We start from the raw sequence: 16,555 nt of genomic DNA, 5'->3' as shown, positions 1-16,555 counted from the left end.
GACACCGGTTCGATGCGGCCCGTAGGCTGGGGCCGTGACCGCACCCGTCTTCCTCTTCACGCCCGAGACCATTGAGCCCGCCGACGCCGTCGCATCGGCGGGGACCGGAACTGTCCTCATGCTCACCGGGCCTGAGGCCCGCCATGCCGTGACCGTCAAGCGCCTGCGTGCCCAGGGGCGTGTGGACCTCGTTGACGGCGCGGGTCTGCGCCTGCTGTGCGAGGTGACCGGGGCCGGTGTCGGCGGCGCCAAGGACCGTCTGGCCGTGCGGGTGCTGGAGCGTGTTGAGGAGCCCGAGCCGTCGCTGCGGTTGGCCCTCGTTCAGGCCCTGGCCAAGGGCGGACGCGATGAGCAGGCCGTGGAGACCGCCACCGAGGTCGGGGTGGGGTTGGTGCTGCCCTGGCAGTCCGAGCGCTGTGTGTCCGTGTGGCAGGGGGCCAAACAGGCCAAGGGGCGCCGGCGCTGGCAGGCCACCGCCCTCCAGGCCGCCAAGCAGGCCCGGCGGGCCCGCGTGCCCGAGGTTGAGGAGGTGCGGGACACCCGCAGGCTGGTCGACTGGGTGGGGCAGACGGTTCGCGGCGGGGGAGTGGTGCTGGTCCTGCATGAGGAGGCCAGCACCCCGATCAGCACCGCCATGGAGTCGGTGCGCCTGCCCGCGCCCGGAGAAGCGCCACTGGCGCTGGCCGTCGTCGTGGGGCCCGAGGGCGGTATCAGCCCCGAGGAGACGGCGGCCCTGGAGGTGGCCGGGGCGACGACGGTGCGGCTGGGCCCCCACGTCATGCGCACCGCCTCGGCCGGCCCCGTCGCCCTGGCCGTCCTCGCCCACGCCAGCGGCCTGTGGGAGTGAGGCAGTGGTGATGGTGACGATCCTTGTGGAGATCGGAGGAGCTGAGTCGGCTGGCTGACGAACGTGGTGTCAGCGTGGACGCCGCTTGCTTCAGGCTAGTGCTCTTTCGAGTGCTTCTCGCATGAACTGACTGCGAGTTTCGCCCTGAGCCTCAGCCCTACGGTCCAGTGCATCTCGATGTGAGCGTGGCACTTTGAAGGCGATGGTGACAAGATCCTCGTCTGAGAGTCGAGGCCTGCCTGGAGAAACAATGAACTCTCCTGGAGTGCCGGGATACTCTCCTCGTTCTGCTGCCTCACCAAGTCGCTCGATCTCGTCATCAGTGAGCGTGGCGCCGCTCTTCGTCTTATAGGTGCTCATGTGTTCTCCCTCCTGACCTGTAGTTCCTGAGCCATCTTGTCGGTGAGTCTCATAGCGTGAAAATCAGTAGGCTGCCATCGTCGAGTTCCACCCCAACCATCTCGAGCAGCCGTCCATGAGGGTCTGCTCCGGCTGCTGCGTAGTACTCAGGCGGGTCATAGTTTCTTCGGCGGACTGCGATGGCGCTGCGCCAGGCGGATTCAACGTCTGCGACCTGTATGTCAGGGTGACGGCGGGTGATGCGAGGATGAACGGTGATCCTGTCCAACATCCGCGCAATCTCCTGCCGACACATTTTGTCAAACAAAATTCTAGCATGTCGTGTCGCAGGATCGCTTCCCAATGGGGCGGATCGCGGGCATGCTCTGTCTATGAGTGAGACGAGCGAGCGATGAGCCCGAGGGGGCGGCGGCCGGCGGGCAGCCCGGACACGCGCGAGGCCATCCTGGCGGCGGCCCGCACCGCCTTCGCCCGTGACGGTTACCAGACCTCCCTGCGCGGCATCGCGCGTGACGCCGGCGTCGACCCGGCCCTGGTCCACCACTACTTCCCGGACCGCGCCACACTCTTCGCCAAGGCGGTCATCGAGTCGACTGCCGGGGTCGACGTCAACTTCATACACCGGGCGGCCTCCATCACCGAGCTCGAGCCCGAGCGGCTGGGGGAGGGAATCGTGCGGGCCTTCATCGGCCTGTGGGACGAGGCGGGCGCGGACCGTTTCACCGCAGTCATCCATGCTGCGCTCGGCCAGGGGAGTGACATCAAGCCCTTCCGCGACTTCATCGCCACCGGTGTCCTCTCTCCGATCGTCACCCACTTCTGCCCCGACCGTCCCCAGCTGCGCGCCCAGCTCATCGCCAGCCAGGTCATCGGACTCGGCCTGGCCCGTTGGGTCGCCCGCATGGACCACATCGCCGGCCTCGACGTTGAGGCAGTCGCCGCGCTCGTCGGCCCCACCATCCAGCGCTACGCCTTCGATGACCTGCCTGACGTCGTGGAACCCACCTGATCACTGAGATCGGCTCGGTCTCCGAGTCGAGTCTTGTCCGTTTGGGACGGCTTTGAAGCTGCGTTTCTGGCTTGGGGCCCAGCTAAGCCGCCCTGACCTGCACAGATGGGAACCGCTCTGGCCGAAGGGACGCTCAAAGTCGTCCCATGTGGACAGTTTCCAGTTCCAGCCTCTGGACATCGGGTCATCGTCGACCTATATTCATCACATGATGAAAAGCGATGATGGAGACGCGCCCCGGGAGTCGGGGGCCAGCAACCGATCGCACGACTCCGGTCGAGACATCACGTCCTGCGCCGCCCCTGCGCAGCCGTCCGTCGCCGCGACGGACCTGCGCGTGATCCGCGGGCGCAAGGAGATCCTCCACGGCCTGGACCTGACCCTGGCGCCCGGCACCATCACCGGGCTGCTCGGTCCCTCGGGCTGCGGCAAGACCACCCTCATGCGCACCATCGTCGGCGTCCAGCGCTACCGCGGACAGCTTGAGGTCCTCGGGCACGCCCCCGGCGCTGCTGCTGTGCGCGGCCGGGTCGGCTACGTCACCCAGGACCAGGCTGTCTACACCGACCTGACGGCCCGCCAGAACCTGCGCTACTTCGCCTCCCTGGCCGGCGGCCGGGGCCGCGACCTGGACGAGGTCCTTGATGTCGTTGGGCTCACCGCCCTGGCGGACCGGCCGGTGTCCACCTACTCCGGCGGTGAGGCCGGCCGCGTGAGCCTGGCTTGCGCGCTCGTGGCCGATCCTGACCTGCTCGTCATGGACGAGCCCACGGTCGGCTTGGACCCGGTCACCCGCGAGGAGCTGTGGACCACCTTCCACGCCCTGGCTGAGCGTGGTGCGACGCTCCTGGTCTCCAGTCACGTTATGGACGAGGCCTTCCGCTGCGACCAGGTCCTCCTCATGCGCAGCGGCCGCATCCTGGCCACCACCACGGCCGAGGACCTCCTGACCAGCACCGGGGCGGACACCGTGGACGCCGCCTTCCTGGCCGTCATCGCCGACTCCGAGAAGAAGCCCGAGCAGAAGGGAGGGCAGCGCTGATGCACCTGCGCACCTACCTGGCCACCACCCGCCGCATCCTCACCCAGCTACGCGCCGACCGTCGCACGGTCGGTCTCATCGCGATCGTGCCGGCTGCGCTGCTGACCCTGCTGTACTTCGTCTACCGCGACTACCCCGGTGCGGACCTGCTGTTCAACCACATCGCGGTCTCCATGATGGCGATCCTGCCGACCACGGTCATGTTCCTGGTCACCAGCGTCGCCATGCTGCGCGAGCGCGTGAGCGGCACCCTGGAGCGGCTGTGGACGACCCCGATACACCGGGCCGATCTTCTGTTCGGCTACGCGACCGCTTTTGCGCTGACCGCTGTCATCCAGTCCCTCATCCTGTGCTCTGTGGCCGCCTGGGGCCTGGACGTGGACGTCTCCGCCGCCTGGGGGTGGGTGGTGCTCACCGCCCTGGTCGACGCCTTCGTTGGGGTGTCCCTGGGGCTGCTGGTCTCAGCCTTCGCGCGCACCGAGTTCCAGGCCGTCCAGTTCATGCCGGTGGTCATCGCGCCTCAGCTGTTTCTGTGCGGGCTCCTGGTCAGCCGTGACCAGCTTCCGCGCGCCCTGGAGGTGGTCGGTGACGCCCTGCCCTTGAGCTGGGCGGTCGATGCCGTCACCGAGCTCACCACTGCCAGCGAGCCCTCAGACGATTTCTTCCGATACCTGGCCTACCTGGTCTGTTTCGGCCTGGTGGTGCTGGGGGTGGCGGCCTCCACCGTGCCGCGCAAGACTCGCTGAACCGGGAGGAGCAAGCAACGGCGGGTGTGCGGGCGAGGACCTTCGCGCCCGCCGTGCGGTGTTACCGGGTAGGGTTAGGGTTGCCTTATGTGGATCGTCTTCGCCTGCGGCTCAGCGCTTTTTGCCGGCATCACCGCTGTTCTGGCCAAGGAGGGGATCCGTACCACGGACTCGACCGTGGCGACGGCGCTGCGCACTGTTGTGGTGCTGGCGGGCGCCTGGGGCATGGTGCTCGTCGTTGGCTCGCAGTCCGAACTGGCCCACCTCGACGCCCGCAGCACTGGGCTGCTGGTGCTCTCGGGACTCGCGACCGGGGCCTCCTGGCTGTGCTACTTCAAGGCGCTCCAGCTCGGCAGCGTCAGCAAGGTGGTGCCGATCGACAAGCTGAGCACGGTGCTGACGGTGCTGCTGGCCCTCATGTTCCTGGGGGAGCGGGTGAGCCTCGTTGGGGCGCTCGGAGTGGCTCTGATCGCTGTCGGGACGTTGTTGATGCTTGACGCCGATGACCTGCGTGGCTTGCCCCGGGCCGTGCGCAACGGCGGAGGTTGGCTGCTCTATGCGCTCGGCTCAGCCTTCTTCGCCGCGCTCACCGCGATCCTCGGTAAGGCCGGCATCACCGGGGTGGAGTCCAACCTCGGTACCGCGATCCGCACGGGGGTGGTCCTGGTGATGGCCTGGGTGATGGTGGCCGTCACCGGCAAGCTCCGGGAGGTTCATGCCGTGCCGCGTGGTGAGCTCGGCTTCGTCCTGGGCTCCGGGGCTGCCACGTGTGCCTCCTGGCTCTGCTACTACCGGGCACTGCAGGACGGCCCGGCCAGCGTGGTCGTCCCCATCGACAAGCTGAGCGTCCTGGTCACCGTCCTCTTCTCCGCCCTCGTCCTACGGGAGGCCGTCAGCAGGCGGTACCTCGTGGGGCTGGTGCTGCTGGTCGGCGGGACCCTTGCGATGGTGGTCCTATGAATACACCGATCAAGAGTATTGATGTCAAGAGTGCCTGAAGCGCTCGATGGAAAAACTTTTAGCACTTCAATTTGATGGCATGTTGAATCAACTTAGTGACGTGATCCGTTGAGTTGGTGGCTCAACTTATCGCTTGCTGAATAAAATGAATAGAGTGCAGCCCCGGATACTGGGAGGCTTATTCATGGGGTGTAGGTGAATATGAGTCCGAGGACGGCTGTGATGGTTTCTGGGAAGGTTTGTAGTGGTCTTCTGTAGCCGGTGTGCAGGACTCTCCAGGTCTTGATGTTGGCGATGACTCTCTCGATCTTGTAGCGGATCTGGTTGACAGTGGTGTTGTAGGTCTTGTCGTCTGGGTGGAGGGGGCAGGTTCGCAGGTTTTCTTTTCGGGGTGATCATTCCCAGTCCGATGTACCCCTTGTCGCCGATGTGGCGGGGTGGTGGTGTCCCGTCTGGGAGGTCGGTGGCGGGGACGTCGAGCAGTCCGCAGCGGCGCAGGGCCTGGGCGTCGTGCGTGCGTCCGTCCTGGGGGTCGGAGACCCAGGCCAGGGTCCCTGACAGGGTGCAGGCCACCTGGACGTTCAGACCCGTGGTCTTGTGCTTGCCTTAAGTCAAGCTCAGGATGATCAGCCCAGGACCAGCACTCCAGGAGGGTGCCGTCGATGATCAGCTGGGCCGTGGGATCCAGATCCTCCACCGTCGGCACAGACGTTTGGAGGGCCCGAGCGATCAGAGGAGTGTAGGCACTGATGACGCGGGAGACGGTGGCCTGAGAGACGTTGTAGGCCTCGGCGAGCAGCTCCTGGCACGGGTTGTGGCGCAGGTAGGTCAGGGTCAGGGTCAGGCGCACGCACAGGAACAGCCCCAGCACCCTGGCCCCGAACGCCGGCAGGTCGGGACTGGCGGCGTGAATGGCCTCGCACAGGTCCAGGACATCATCGCGAGTGATCCTCGTGCTACTATTCGTCATGGCGGTTTGCTTCTTGGTTGGATTGGCTTAAGCACCAAAGATTCTCTCAAGAGCAAGCCACCACCCTATCTAACGACACACACCCCCTTTAAACACCCTAAACACCCCTATGAATAAGCCTCAATGCGTAAACTACAGCGATGCGTACCTGTGGCGAAGGATCGCCCAGCTGTTGGACAGCGCGTACAAGCTTCTCGTCAGCCTCGCCGCGCTCAAGCGCTGCGCGTTCACGGTACTTGATGACGAGGTAGCCAACAGCGCCGACACCGCCCAAGGCCGTCAAGGTGACTTTGATGCGATCTAAAGGATCGTGAGTCGCACCAATGCGCCACCCTGTGAGAACGCGACTCCAACCGTGTCCATATCCCCATATTGCGCTCAGAAGTGTGTAAGCAATGATGGCTAGAAAAATCCAGGCAACAATGGCGCAGAACAATCCATTCTTGTGGCGCCATGACGCGAACCGTTCCCACCGGAGATTGATGCTCATTCGGCGTCTCCGGAGAGCCTGTCGAGATAGGCACGTCCGGCGTCGGTGATTCGGTAGCGCTGGAGTCGACTCCTGGGCTTGTCAGGGATCGTTCGTTCAACGAGCCCTGCATCGATCAGGGGATCGAGATGGCGGCGTACGTTGCGTGTCTCGTTGCTCAGCCCCAGTCGAGACAGAAGGTCGGTGCGAGTCATCTCGACATCGCTGAGCAGGGAGAGGATCGTGTCCCGATAGTCGTCCGGGTTCCTAACCTCGTGACTTGGTGACTCGACTTGGTGACTCGACTTAGTGACTGGATGCTCCGACTTGGTGACTCGACTTAGTGACTGGATGCTCCGACTTGGTGACTGAGTGCCTCGACTTAGTGACTCGCCGTGTTCTCCGGCATCGGCGGGATTGTGGCTGAGCACGTGGATCGTGACCCGCACGCGGTCGATGACCTCCTCGATAGTGGGTTCGGGCAAGCCTGCCTGAGCCACCTGCTCGAAGATGCGCTGGATGCCCGTGCCCCACTGCTCCATGATCCCGGCTTCGCGGAAGATGCGCGCCAGTGCGGGGTTGCGCAGTCGGGACACCCGCCGCATGGTGTCGACGGTCATGCCGGGGAGGAGTAGCCCGGGGCTGTCAACCTGGACCCGGTCGTCGTAGAAACCGATGCGGATCGGGGTGCTGCTCTCGGCGTAGGAGGCGTGAACGAGGGCGTTGACGATGACCTCGCGGATCGGCTCAATGGGGATGGAGTAGACATCGCGGCGGCGTACTTCTCCGAAGACGGCGGTCTTGTAAGCGTGCTTCAGCAGGAACTCCACGGCCTGGTCAACGGCCAACGGCATCGGTCCGTGGATCTCAACCTGGTCGAAGATGTCCGTGCCGTGGGGGCCGCGCAACCGGCCGCACTGAACCCAGGCGGAGGGCAGGAAGCGCGTGGGGTCGGGGCAGGCGGTGAGAATCCCGGCGTAGGTCGGAACGATCTCATCTCCTTGTCTCGCTGCAAGGCCGAGCGCCAGCAGGCCGTCCGTGTCGGTGGCGCGGCCGCGCAGCTCGGCCAGAGCGCTCAGATCCAGGTCAGTCAGGGTGGCGCGTGGCTCGGGCAGGTTCTCAAAAGCGATGCCGTGAGCGTTGCGTTCGAGCTCGGCAACCAACGCCGGATCGGCCTGGCGAGTGGAGGAACCGAGACGCACGTAGACGCCCGCTTCTGGACCCTGCCGAGTGATGTAGTGGGGGCGTCGGGTGCTCAGAGGAACATCGACGACGAGAACAGTCTTGTCGGCGAGCGGGACAAGGTCGATGGCGGGAACCAGCTGGGGTGAGATCCAGTCATCGATGAGACTGGCGACGCGCTCCTCCTCGGCGAGCGGGTCCTCAACACCGACCACGGTGCCATCATCCGCGATCCCGATGACGAGGCGACCACCCGCGGAGTTCGCGAAGGCCGTGATGGTGCGCAGTGGCCCGGTGGGTGAGCTGAGATCCCGCTTGAGCTCCAGAGTCTTGCCTTCGCGGTCTACGAGTCGGCCGTCATTTCCAAGGGTGAGATAGTCAGTCATACGAATCCTCGAAAGACATTACTGGTGCGGGTACCGCCCGCGATTCGGGGCCCTGGGCCGACTGCAACAACACTAGCCGATCCGAGACGGAGAGTCGGGATCAGATGTGACGTACCGGAAGAATGTCGAGAGGCCCAGCAGATCCGGATGGCGACCACAACGTCTTGATAGGGCTGCAGAGTGCGCGCCGGCCCAGGGCGCCGTGCTCTCGGCGTCTCCGGGACCGATCATCTAGGATCGACAGTGATGACGACACCGCCCACCGCAGCAGCCGGTTCGCCGGCGATGACCTCCTCAACCGATAGCCCCTTGAGCCCAGCAGATACCGCAGCCCCAACCGTCTCATCAATCGACTCGGCTGCCTCCCACTCCGCCTCCACCACCCCCGACTCCACCGTGGTCCGCACCCTCACCCTGCCCGAGGACGTTGCCCCGGTGACCCTCCTGGGCGCCCGGGACGAGGTTCTGCGCGCCATCGAGAAGGGCTTCACCGACGTCGACATCCACGTGCGCGGCACCGCCGTCACCGTCTCCGGCCCTGCCGCCCGTGTCGACACCGTCGTCGTCCTGCTCTCCGAGCTCATTGACGTCGCCCGCACCGGCACGCCCCTGACCGCGGACGCCGTCGAGCGCGCCGTCGGCCTGCTGGAGACCTCCACCCGCCCCACCGAGGTCCTCACCGACGACATCCTCACCTCCCACGGCCGCACCATCCGCCCCAAGTCCCTCGGCCAGAAGGCCTACACCGACGCCATCGAGGAATCCACCATCACCTTCGGCATCGGCCCCGCCGGCACCGGCAAGACCTACCTCGCCATGGCCAAGGCCGTCGACGCCCTGACCCGCAAGCGCGTCTCGCGCATCATCCTCACCCGCCCCGCCGTCGAGGCCGGCGAGAACCTCGGCTTCCTGCCCGGCAGCCTCACCGACAAGATCGACCCCTACCTGCGCCCCCTCTACGACGCCCTCCACGACATGCTCGAGCCCGAGGCCCTGCCCCGCCTCATGGCCGCCGGCACCATCGAGGTCGCGCCCCTGGCCTACATGCGCGGACGCACCCTCAACGACGCCTTCGTCATCCTCGACGAGGCCCAGAACACCAGCCCCGAGCAGATGAAGATGTTCCTCACCCGCCTCGGCTTCGGCTCACGCATGGTCGTCACCGGAGACATCTCCCAGGTCGACCTGCCCGGCGGACGCGAGTCCGGCCTCATCGTCGTGCGCAGGATCCTCGCCGGGGTCGAGGGCATCAGCTTCTGCGAGCTCGGATCGGCCGACGTCGTACGCCACCGCCTCGTGGGCCGCATCATCGAGGCCTACGCCCGCCACGACGCCGAGGTCGCCGCCCAGGACGCCGCCGCCCGATCCGCCGGACCGCCTGGCCGCAGCGGCCGCAGCAGCCAGTACCGTCGGGGGAGCAGCAACCGCCCCGCCCGGCCTTACTCGGAGAGGACCCCGCATGACCACTGAGGTCATCAACGAGACCACCACCGTCATCGACGCCGCCGAGTTCGCGGCCCTCGCCGACCACGTCCTGACTGCCATGCACGTCAGCCCCGCCGCCGAGCTCAACATCATGTTCATCGACCCCGAGCCCATGGAAGAGCTCCACGTGCGCTGGCTCGACCTGCCCGGCCCCACCGACGTCATGAGCTTCCCCATGGACGAGCTGCGCCCCGGCTCGGCCGACTCGCCCACTCCCGCCGGCACCCTGGGCGACATCGTCCTGTGCCCGCAGGTCGCCGCCAAGCAGGCCCTGGCCGCCGGGCACTCCGCGGTCGAGGAGATGCTCCTGCTCACCGTCCACGGCATCCTCCACCTCCTGGGCTACGACCACGCCGAGCCCGAGGAGAAGAAGGAGATGTTCGACCTCCAGCGCCGCCTCCTGCTGACCTTCCTGGCCGAGCGCGGCAAGTGAGGCCCGCGTGACCGGTATCCCCACCGCCGCGCTCATCGCCTGCGCGGTGATCGTCCTGGCCCTGGGTGCCCTCCTGTCGGCCGGCGAGTCCGCCCTGCTGCGCTTCACCCGGGCCGCCGCCGACGACCTCATCGAGGAGGGCCGCCGCGGAGCCGCCCGGGTCCGCCGCCTGGCCGAGCACCGCACCCGGGTCCTGGGCGCCCTCAGCGTCGCCCGCGTCGCCGTCGACATGCTCGCCGCCGTCCTCATCACCCTGGCCGCCTCCGGGCTCGTGCGCGCCTGGTGGCAGGTCCTGGCCCTGGCCCTGCTGGCCAACATCATCCTGCTGGGCGTCGTCGTCGGCTTCTCCCCGCGCACCTACGGCCGGCGCAACCCCGCCGGCACCCTCCTCGCCCTGGGCGGCCTGCTCACCTGGGTCGACGTCCTGGCCGCCCCGCAGCGCCGCCTCGTCTCACGCACCCGCCGCCCCGAGTCCGCCCCCACCGACGCCGAGACCCGCGAGGCCGTCAACGAGGACCTGCGCGAGATGATCGACGAGATCGGCGAGACCGACACCATCGAGGACGAGGACCGCGAGATGATGCGCTCGGTCGTCGAGCTCGGCCAGACCCTCGTGCGCGAGGTCATGGTCCCGCGCACCGACATGGTCACCATCGACGCCCACAAGCCCGCCTCCGCCGCCATGCGCCTGTTCATCCGCTCCGGCTACTCGCGCGTGCCCGTCATCGGGGAGGACGCCGACGACGTGCGCGGCATCCTCTACCTCAAGGACGTCCTGCGCCGTCTGGCCGCCCACCCCGAGCACGAGGCCCTCGCCGTGGCCGGATTCGTCCGGGACGCCGAGTACGTCCCCGAGATGAAGCCCGCCGACGACCTCCTGCGCGAGATGCAGACCGGCCGCTTCCACATGGCCCTGGCCGTCGACGAGTACGGAGGCACCGCCGGGCTGGTCACCATGGAGGACCTCCTGGAGGAGGTCGTCGGCGAGCTCACCGACGAGCACGACCCCGAGCTGCCCGAGGTCGTCGAAGTCGCCCCCGGCACCTACCGCGTCCCCGCTCGACTCGCCCTGGATGAGCTCGGCGAGCTCTTCGACCTCGAGATCGACGACGACGACGTCGACACCGTCGGCGGCCTGCTCACCAAGGCCATCGGCCGCGTCCCCCTGCCCGGCGCCGCCGGAGACACCCAGGGCGTCCACCTCCAGGCCGAGGAGGCCACCGGCCGCCGCCGCCAGGTCTCCACTATTCTCGCCTCGCGCACCCCCGCCCCCGAAGAGGACACCGATGACTGACACCGCAGACACCGCCGACCAGGTCGCCCCCGCAGCCCGCGACGACCAGCCCCAGGTCCCAGAGGACTTTCTGACCGAGCCCCTCGAGATGCCCGCGCCCGGCCCCGCCCCGGCCGGCTTCCGCTTCCCCACCGACGTCGAGCTCATGGACGGCCCCAACGCGCTCACCGACCCCGACGACGACGTCGACGGCGAGGACGAGCCCGCGGACGAGAGCGCCGACGCCGGCGACACCACTGACCCCACCCGCGTCGAGATCGTCGTCCCCGACTTCCCCGAGGACTTCCGCGCCGGCTTCGCCTGCATCGTGGGCCGCCCCAACGCAGGCAAGTCCACCCTCACCAACGCCATGGTCGGCACCAAGGTCGCCATCACCTCCGGGCGCCCCCAGACCACCCGCCACAACGTGCGCGGCGTCATCCACAAGGACAAGGCGCAGATCGTCCTGGTCGACACCCCCGGCCTCCACCGCCCCCGCACCCTGCTGGGCAAGCGCCTCAACGACCTGGTGCGCGAGACCCTCACCGACGTCGACGTCGTCGTCTTCTGCATCCCCGCCAACGAGAAGATCGGCCCGGGTGACCGCTTCATCACCCGTGACCTCGCCGAGCTGCGCACCCCCGTGGTCGCTGTGGTCACCAAGGCCGACACCGTCACCCGCGAGGCCCTGGCCGCCCAGCTCCTGGCCGTCAGCGAGCTGGGGGAGTGGGCCGACATCGTCCCGGTCTCGGCCCAGCGCAACGAGCAGATCGACGTCCTCGAGGAGGTCCTGCTGGGGCACATGCCCCTGTCCCCGCCGCTGTACCCCACCGGAGAGATCACCGACGAGCCCCAGCAGGTCATGATCGCCGAGCTCGTGCGCGAGGCCGCCCTGGAGGGCGTGCGCGACGAGCTGCCCCACTCCCTGGCCGTCGTCGTCGACGAGATCGCCGACCCCGACGACGAGCGCGAGGTCGGCCGCATCAAGGGCGCCGGAGGCCGCCTCCAGGTGCGCGTGAGCCTCGTCGTCGAGCGCGACTCCCAGAAGGCCATCATCATCGGCAGGGGCGGACGGCGCCTCAAGGAGGTGGGCGTCACCGCCCGCAAGGGCATCGAGAAGCTGCTGGGGCGCAAGGTCTACCTCGACCTGCACGTGCGCACCGCCAAGGACTGGCAGTCCGACCCCAAGGCCCTGGCCCGCCTCGGCTTCTGAACCTCCCCACGCTATCAGCGCAACGGGGCGGACGGCATCTGGGACCAAGGGGACTTGCGCCACCTTCAGACTTGGGGTCGAATCGGTCGCGCACAAGGGGTGTTGTCACGCACACTTGGAGAGTCCGATGTCACATCGACCTGGAGGCCAAACGCATGACGAACAACGCCGTTCCCAGTCAGCCCCGCACCGCCGCAGGCAACGCAGAACGCCGCTGCCCCGACGACCTGTGGGCGCTGGGCGAGAAGGCCGTCGCCCGAGCACGCCGGTGGGCTGACGAGTCGGCATCCGAGCCGGTACCGCGCTCGGCCAAGCTGCTTTCCGGCATCCTCTCCGACCCCGAGGGCCTGACATTCACCACCCGCTTCGTCGACGACGTCGTGCGTCCCACCGACCTCGACGTCGCCAGCACCGCCCTCAAGCGCCTGTCGGCAGGCCGCACCGACTTCCTGCCGCCCGCCCTGGCCGGGGCCATGGGCCTGGGCTCGGCCGCCTCCCGACTCGCCCCGCGCACCGTCACCGCCGTGGCCCGGCGGGTCTTCCGGGAGATCGTCGGCGACCTCGTCGTCGACGCCACCGACAAGGGACTCGGGCCCGCCCTCGCCCGACTGCGCAAGGGCGGCAACCGCCTCAACGTCAACCTCCTGGGTGAGGCCGTCCTGGGGGAGAAGGAGGCAGCCCGCCGCCTGGCCGAGGTCTCCCGCCTGGTCACCCGCGAGGACGTCGACTACGTCTCGGTCAAGGTCTCCGCCGTCACCGGCCCCCACAACCCCTGGGGCTTCGAGGAGGTCGTCGCCCACGGCGTCCAGGCCCTCCTGCCCCTCTACCGCCTGGCCCGCGACCACGGCACCTTCCTCAACCTGGACATGGAGGACTACAAGGACCTGGACCTGACCATCGCCGTCTTCACCGCGATCCTCGACCAGGAGGACATGCGCGGCTACGAGGCCGGCATCGTCCTGCAGGCCTACCTGCCCGATTCCTTGGGCGCCATGCAGCGCCTCCAGGAGTGGGCCGCCAAGCGTGTCGCCTCCGGCGGCTCGCGCGTCAAGGTCCGCATCGTCAAGGGCGCCAACCTGTCCATGGAGAAGGTCGACGCCGAGATCCACGGCTGGGAGCTGACCACCTGGCCCTCCAAGCAGGCCACCGACACCAGTTACAAGCGCATGCTGTCCTGGGCGATGACGCCCGAACGCACCCGCAACATCCGCCTGGGCGTGGCCGGCCAGAACCTCTTCGACATCGCCTTCGCCTTCGAGCTGCGCGCCGCGCGCGGCGTCGAGGACGACGTCGAGTTCGAGATGCTCTCCGGCATGGCCACCGGCATCCAGGAGGTCGTACGCCGCGATACCGGCCACCTCCTGCTGTACGTGCCCGTCGTCGACCCCCACGAGTTCGACGTCGCCATCTCCTACCTGGTGCGCCGCCTGGAGGAGAACGCGGCGCCGGAGAACTTCATGTCCGGCGTCTTCGACCTGGCCGGCAACGAGCAGATCTTCGCCCGCGAGCGAGACCGCTTCCTGGCGGCCCTGTCCGACCTCGACCCGGACGCCCCAGTACCGGTGCCCAACCGCACCCAGAACCGGCTCGCCGAGCGGGAGGCGGGCATCCCTCAAGAGACCGGCACGGTGGCCGAGCGCGCCAGGAGGCCCTTCGTCTCCGAGCCCGACTCCGACCCGGCCCTGGCCGCCAACCGCCAGTGGGCCCGGGACATCGCCGCCGCCATCCCGGGCTCCACACGGGGCGCGGCCGAGGTGGAGGCGGGTGCCGCACGCCTGTCCACGAACGCCGAGGTGGACTCCCTGGTGGCCGCGACGGCCGAGGCCGCCGGCGTCTGGCAGTCCCTGGACCCGGCCGAGCGGGCCGCCGCCCTGCACCGTGTCGGCGACGTCCTGGCCGCCCGGCGCGCCGAGCTCATCGAGGTCGCCGGCTCCGAGGCCGGCAAGACCATCGACCAGTCCGACCCCGAGGTCAGTGAGGCCATCGACTTCTGCCACCACTACGCCGAGTCCTCGCTGCTCCTGCACGACCCCGAGTACATGGTCGGGGCCCGCTTCACCCCGGTGGACGTCACCGTGGTCGCCTCGCCCTGGAACTTCCCGGTGGCCATCCCCACCGGGGGAGTGGCCGCGGCCCTGGCGGCCGGCAGCGCCGTCATCCTCAAGCCCGCCCCGCCGGCCCGACGCTGCGCGGCCGAGCTCGTGCGCGCCTTCCACGACGCCGGGATCCCCGAGGACCTCGTGGTGCTCGCCCCGCTGGAGGACGGGGAGGTCTCACGCCGCCTGGTGACCCACAAGGACGTCGACCGCGTGGTCCTCACCGGCTCCTATGACACGGCCCGCCTCTTCCGCTCCTGGAAACCGGACATGCACCTGCTGGGGGAGACCAGCGGCAAGAACGCCATCATCGTCACCCCCTCGGCCGACCCCGACATCGCCGTGCGCGATGCCGTCTACTCGGCCTTCGCCCACGCCGGCCAGAAGTGCTCGGCCTCCTCCCTGCTGGTGCTGGTCTCCTCGGCCGGCACCTCCGAGCGCATCGCCCGCCAGCTCGTGGACGCCACCGCCTCCCTGAGGGTCAGGCTTCCGCTGTCGCTGGACTCCCAGATGGGGCCGGTCGTCGTTCCCGACGACGAGAAGGCCGTGCGCGGCCTGACCACCCTGGGTGTCGGCGAGCACTGGGCCCTCAAGCCCCGCTACCTCGGAGACGGCCTGTGGACCCCGGGTATCCGCGCCGGGGTCGTGCCCGGCAGCGAGTTCCACCTCACCGAGTACTTCGCGCCCGTCATCGGTGTCATGCGGGTGGACACGCTTCAGGAGGCCATCGAGGCGGTCAACGCCGTCGACTACGGGCTCACCTCCGGGCTCCAGACCCTCGACGCGGCCGAGCTCGCCATCTGGCTCGACTCGATCCAGGCCGGCAACATCTACGTCAACCGCGGTATCACCGGGGCCATCGTGCGCCGCCAGCCCTTCGGCGGCTGGAAGCGCTCGGCCATCGGCTCGACGACGAAGGCCGGCGGGCCCTCCTACCTGCTGGGACTGGGGGACATCGAGCCCGCAGACGGCCAGGACGCGAAAGCGCCGGCAGGCCAGAGCACTGCGGCGCTGGATCCGCGCGTGGCGAGCCTGTGCGACGCCGTCAGCAGCCAGCTGGGCGAGGCCGACCTGGCCGGGCTGCGCCGCGCCCTGGTGGCCGACGCCTCGGCCTGGAGGAGCGCCTACGGCGCCAACCGCGATGTCACGGCGCTGGCCTGCGAGCGCAACGTCCTGCGCTACCGGCCCACTGACGTGGTCGTGCGCGCCGGGGCGGGAACCGAGCTGGCCGACGTCGTGCGCGTCATGGCGGCCGGTGTGCGAGCCGGTGGGTTCGTCAGTCTGTCGGTCGCGGACCGTCTGCCCCGGCCGTTGCAGAACGCGCTGTTGGCCGCCGGCGTCCAGGTGGCGGTCGAGGACCAGGGAGCCTGGGACGCCCGCCTGGCCGAGCTCTCCGCCTCCGGCGGGCTGGGAACGCGCGTGCGCATCCTCGGCCCGCGTGAGGAGACCTCCGCGGCCCGCTGGAGCCAGGCCAGCCGGGTGACCGGCGGGAGCCCCGACATCGCCCTGTACACGGGGGCAGTGACGGCCTGCCCGCACTCCGAGCTGCTGCCCTTCCTGCGTGAGCAGGCGGTGGCCATCACCAACCACCGCTTCGGCACCCCGCTGGACCTGGCCGAGGGCCTCCTGTAGGCCAGACGGCGCCAGGACACAGACACCGCGCCGAACCGAGTAATCGGGTGGCGCCCCGACAGCCCTCTGTCAATGCGCCCGTTGTATGTTGTCAGTGGGAAAAGGCGGTGCTATTGCGGTGGCGGTCTAAGCGAATCAAACTGGCTCTTCGTGTTTGAGGGTGTGGTAGCTGGAGCCTATTGAAGTGCATAGGTGGGGTGGGTGCGTCGTTGCGGTGGGTAGGGGTCGAGGTCCCCCGATGATGGGAGCTGCTACACACGCCACCTGAGAGACCTCGACGTGCCTGAGACTACCTTCACCGACCCTGATCTGACGACCTTCCTGGGCCTGGACGCTCTGGGACTGACCGCTGTGGGCCAGCACCTCACAGCCAAGCGCGCGGTGATCGAGTGCCGTATGCCGATCGGGTTTGAGGACCCGTTCTGCAGAGCCTGCGGCGCTTCGCCTGCACC

Annotated in this window: 13 protein-coding genes and 3 pseudogenes; 11 read left to right on the top strand and 5 right to left on the bottom strand. The window is 68.3% G+C overall.

Annotated elements, in window-relative coordinates:
• The first annotated feature begins 34 nt into the window (after window positions 1-34).
• Entirely contained in the window at window positions 35-847 is an 813-nt protein-coding gene (locus BKH32_RS05775; protein ID WP_075249055.1) for a 16S rRNA (uracil(1498)-N(3))-methyltransferase, read from the top strand.
• 90 nt (window positions 848-937) lie between these two features.
• Here BKH32_RS05775 and BKH32_RS05770 read toward each other — a convergent pair whose 3' ends face one another.
• Window positions 938-1,207 (bottom strand): ribbon-helix-helix protein, CopG family, encoded by a 270-nt coding sequence (locus BKH32_RS05770; RefSeq protein WP_009397524.1) that lies wholly within the window; start codon window positions 1,205-1,207, stop codon window positions 938-940.
• Window positions 1,208-1,598: 391 nt separating this feature from the next.
• On the opposite strand from BKH32_RS05770, the gene BKH32_RS05765 reads away from it, so the two are divergent.
• The 4 genes from BKH32_RS05765 (at window position 1,599) to BKH32_RS05750 (ending at window position 4,964) form a co-directional block, all read left to right on the top strand.
• Window positions 1,599-2,216: a TetR/AcrR family transcriptional regulator gene (locus tag BKH32_RS05765; protein ID WP_075249054.1), complete on the top strand. Its 618-nt coding sequence runs from the start codon at window positions 1,599-1,601 to the stop codon at window positions 2,214-2,216.
• 208 nt (window positions 2,217-2,424) lie between these two features.
• Window positions 2,425-3,258 (top strand): ABC transporter ATP-binding protein, encoded by an 834-nt coding sequence (locus BKH32_RS05760; RefSeq protein ID WP_178384564.1) that lies wholly within the window; start codon window positions 2,425-2,427, stop codon window positions 3,256-3,258.
• Window positions 3,258-4,004, top strand: coding sequence for an ABC transporter permease (locus BKH32_RS05755; RefSeq protein ID WP_075249053.1), 747 nt, complete (start codon window positions 3,258-3,260; stop codon window positions 4,002-4,004). The genes BKH32_RS05760 and BKH32_RS05755 overlap by 1 nt, the downstream gene beginning before the upstream one ends.
• Window positions 4,005-4,091: 87 nt before the next feature.
• Complete coding sequence (locus BKH32_RS05750) at window positions 4,092-4,964, top strand: EamA family transporter (RefSeq protein ID WP_075249052.1); 873 nt, start codon at window positions 4,092-4,094, stop codon at window positions 4,962-4,964.
• Window positions 4,965-5,146: 182 nt separating this feature from the next.
• Here the strand turns inward: BKH32_RS05750 and BKH32_RS14370 are convergent.
• The 4 genes and pseudogenes from BKH32_RS14370 to BKH32_RS05730 form a co-directional block, all read right to left on the bottom strand.
• Window positions 5,147-5,537, bottom strand: a pseudogene (locus tag BKH32_RS14370) (transposase family protein).
• A gap of 202 nt (window positions 5,538-5,739) precedes the next feature.
• A pseudogene (locus BKH32_RS14365) lies at window positions 5,740-5,934 on the bottom strand (transposase family protein); the annotation flags it as partial.
• A gap of 97 nt (window positions 5,935-6,031) precedes the next feature.
• Window positions 6,032-6,424, bottom strand: a complete 393-nt coding sequence (locus BKH32_RS13540; protein ID WP_143222722.1) for a hypothetical protein — start codon at window positions 6,422-6,424, stop codon at window positions 6,032-6,034.
• Entirely contained in the window at window positions 6,421-7,971 is a 1,551-nt protein-coding gene (locus BKH32_RS05730) for an AlbA family DNA-binding domain-containing protein (RefSeq protein WP_075249050.1), read from the bottom strand. Before BKH32_RS05730 ends, BKH32_RS13540 begins: the two co-directional genes overlap by 4 nt.
• 243 nt (window positions 7,972-8,214) lie before the next feature.
• Here BKH32_RS05730 and BKH32_RS05725 point away from each other — a divergent pair, with 243 nt between their 5' ends.
• The 6 genes and pseudogenes from BKH32_RS05725 to BKH32_RS14360 all read left to right on the top strand — a co-directional run.
• Complete coding sequence (locus BKH32_RS05725; RefSeq protein ID WP_256691086.1) at window positions 8,215-9,441, top strand: PhoH family protein; 1,227 nt, start codon at window positions 8,215-8,217, stop codon at window positions 9,439-9,441.
• Window positions 9,431-9,889 (top strand): rRNA maturation RNase YbeY, encoded by a 459-nt coding sequence (ybeY, locus tag BKH32_RS05720; RefSeq protein ID WP_004565094.1) that lies wholly within the window; start codon window positions 9,431-9,433, stop codon window positions 9,887-9,889. The genes BKH32_RS05725 and ybeY overlap by 11 nt, the downstream gene beginning before the upstream one ends.
• Before the next feature lie 7 nt (window positions 9,890-9,896).
• Window positions 9,897-11,183 carry a hemolysin family protein gene (locus BKH32_RS05715; protein WP_075249048.1) on the top strand — a complete coding sequence of 429 codons (1,287 nt, stop codon included), beginning with the start codon at window positions 9,897-9,899 and terminating at the stop codon, window positions 11,181-11,183.
• Complete coding sequence (gene era / locus BKH32_RS05710; RefSeq protein ID WP_075249047.1) at window positions 11,176-12,375, top strand: GTPase Era; 1,200 nt, start codon at window positions 11,176-11,178, stop codon at window positions 12,373-12,375. Before BKH32_RS05715 ends, era begins: the two co-directional genes overlap by 8 nt.
• Before the next feature lie 155 nt (window positions 12,376-12,530).
• Window positions 12,531-16,103, top strand: coding sequence for a proline dehydrogenase family protein (locus BKH32_RS05705; RefSeq protein ID WP_075249046.1), 3,573 nt, complete (start codon window positions 12,531-12,533; stop codon window positions 16,101-16,103).
• Between the two features lie 279 nt (window positions 16,104-16,382).
• Window positions 16,383-16,555: pseudogene (locus BKH32_RS14360) on the top strand (ISL3 family transposase); the annotation flags it as partial.

The organism is Actinomyces oris, assembly GCF_001929375.1.
GTDB lineage: Bacteria > Actinomycetota > Actinomycetes > Actinomycetales > Actinomycetaceae > Actinomyces > Actinomyces oris_B.
Note: the sequence above shows the minus strand (reverse complement) of the source record. Positions and strands in the feature narration are given on the sequence as shown.

Bases quoted from the DNA above. Each gene is read 5' to 3' on its own strand.
- BKH32_RS05705 (WP_075249046.1), top strand. From the start codon at position 12,531: ATGACGAACAACGCCGTTCCCAGTCAGCCCCGCACCGCCGCAGGCAAC.
- BKH32_RS05760 (WP_178384564.1), top strand. From the start codon at position 2,425: ATGATGAAAAGCGATGATGGAGACGCGCCCCGGGAGTCGGGGGCCAGC.
- BKH32_RS05750 (WP_075249052.1), top strand. From the start codon at position 4,092: ATGTGGATCGTCTTCGCCTGCGGCTCAGCGCTTTTTGCCGGCATCACC.
- ybeY (WP_004565094.1), top strand. From the start codon at position 9,431: ATGACCACTGAGGTCATCAACGAGACCACCACCGTCATCGACGCCGCC.
- era (WP_075249047.1), top strand. From the start codon at position 11,176: ATGACTGACACCGCAGACACCGCCGACCAGGTCGCCCCCGCAGCCCGC.
- BKH32_RS05755 (WP_075249053.1), top strand. From the start codon at position 3,258: ATGCACCTGCGCACCTACCTGGCCACCACCCGCCGCATCCTCACCCAG.
- BKH32_RS05770 (WP_009397524.1), bottom strand. From the start codon at position 1,207: ATGAGCACCTATAAGACGAAGAGCGGCGCCACGCTCACTGATGACGAG.
- BKH32_RS05765 (WP_075249054.1), top strand. From the start codon at position 1,599: ATGAGCCCGAGGGGGCGGCGGCCGGCGGGCAGCCCGGACACGCGCGAG.
- BKH32_RS13540 (WP_143222722.1), bottom strand. From the start codon at position 6,424: ATGAGCATCAATCTCCGGTGGGAACGGTTCGCGTCATGGCGCCACAAG.
- BKH32_RS05730 (WP_075249050.1), bottom strand. From the start codon at position 7,971: ATGACTGACTATCTCACCCTTGGAAATGACGGCCGACTCGTAGACCGC.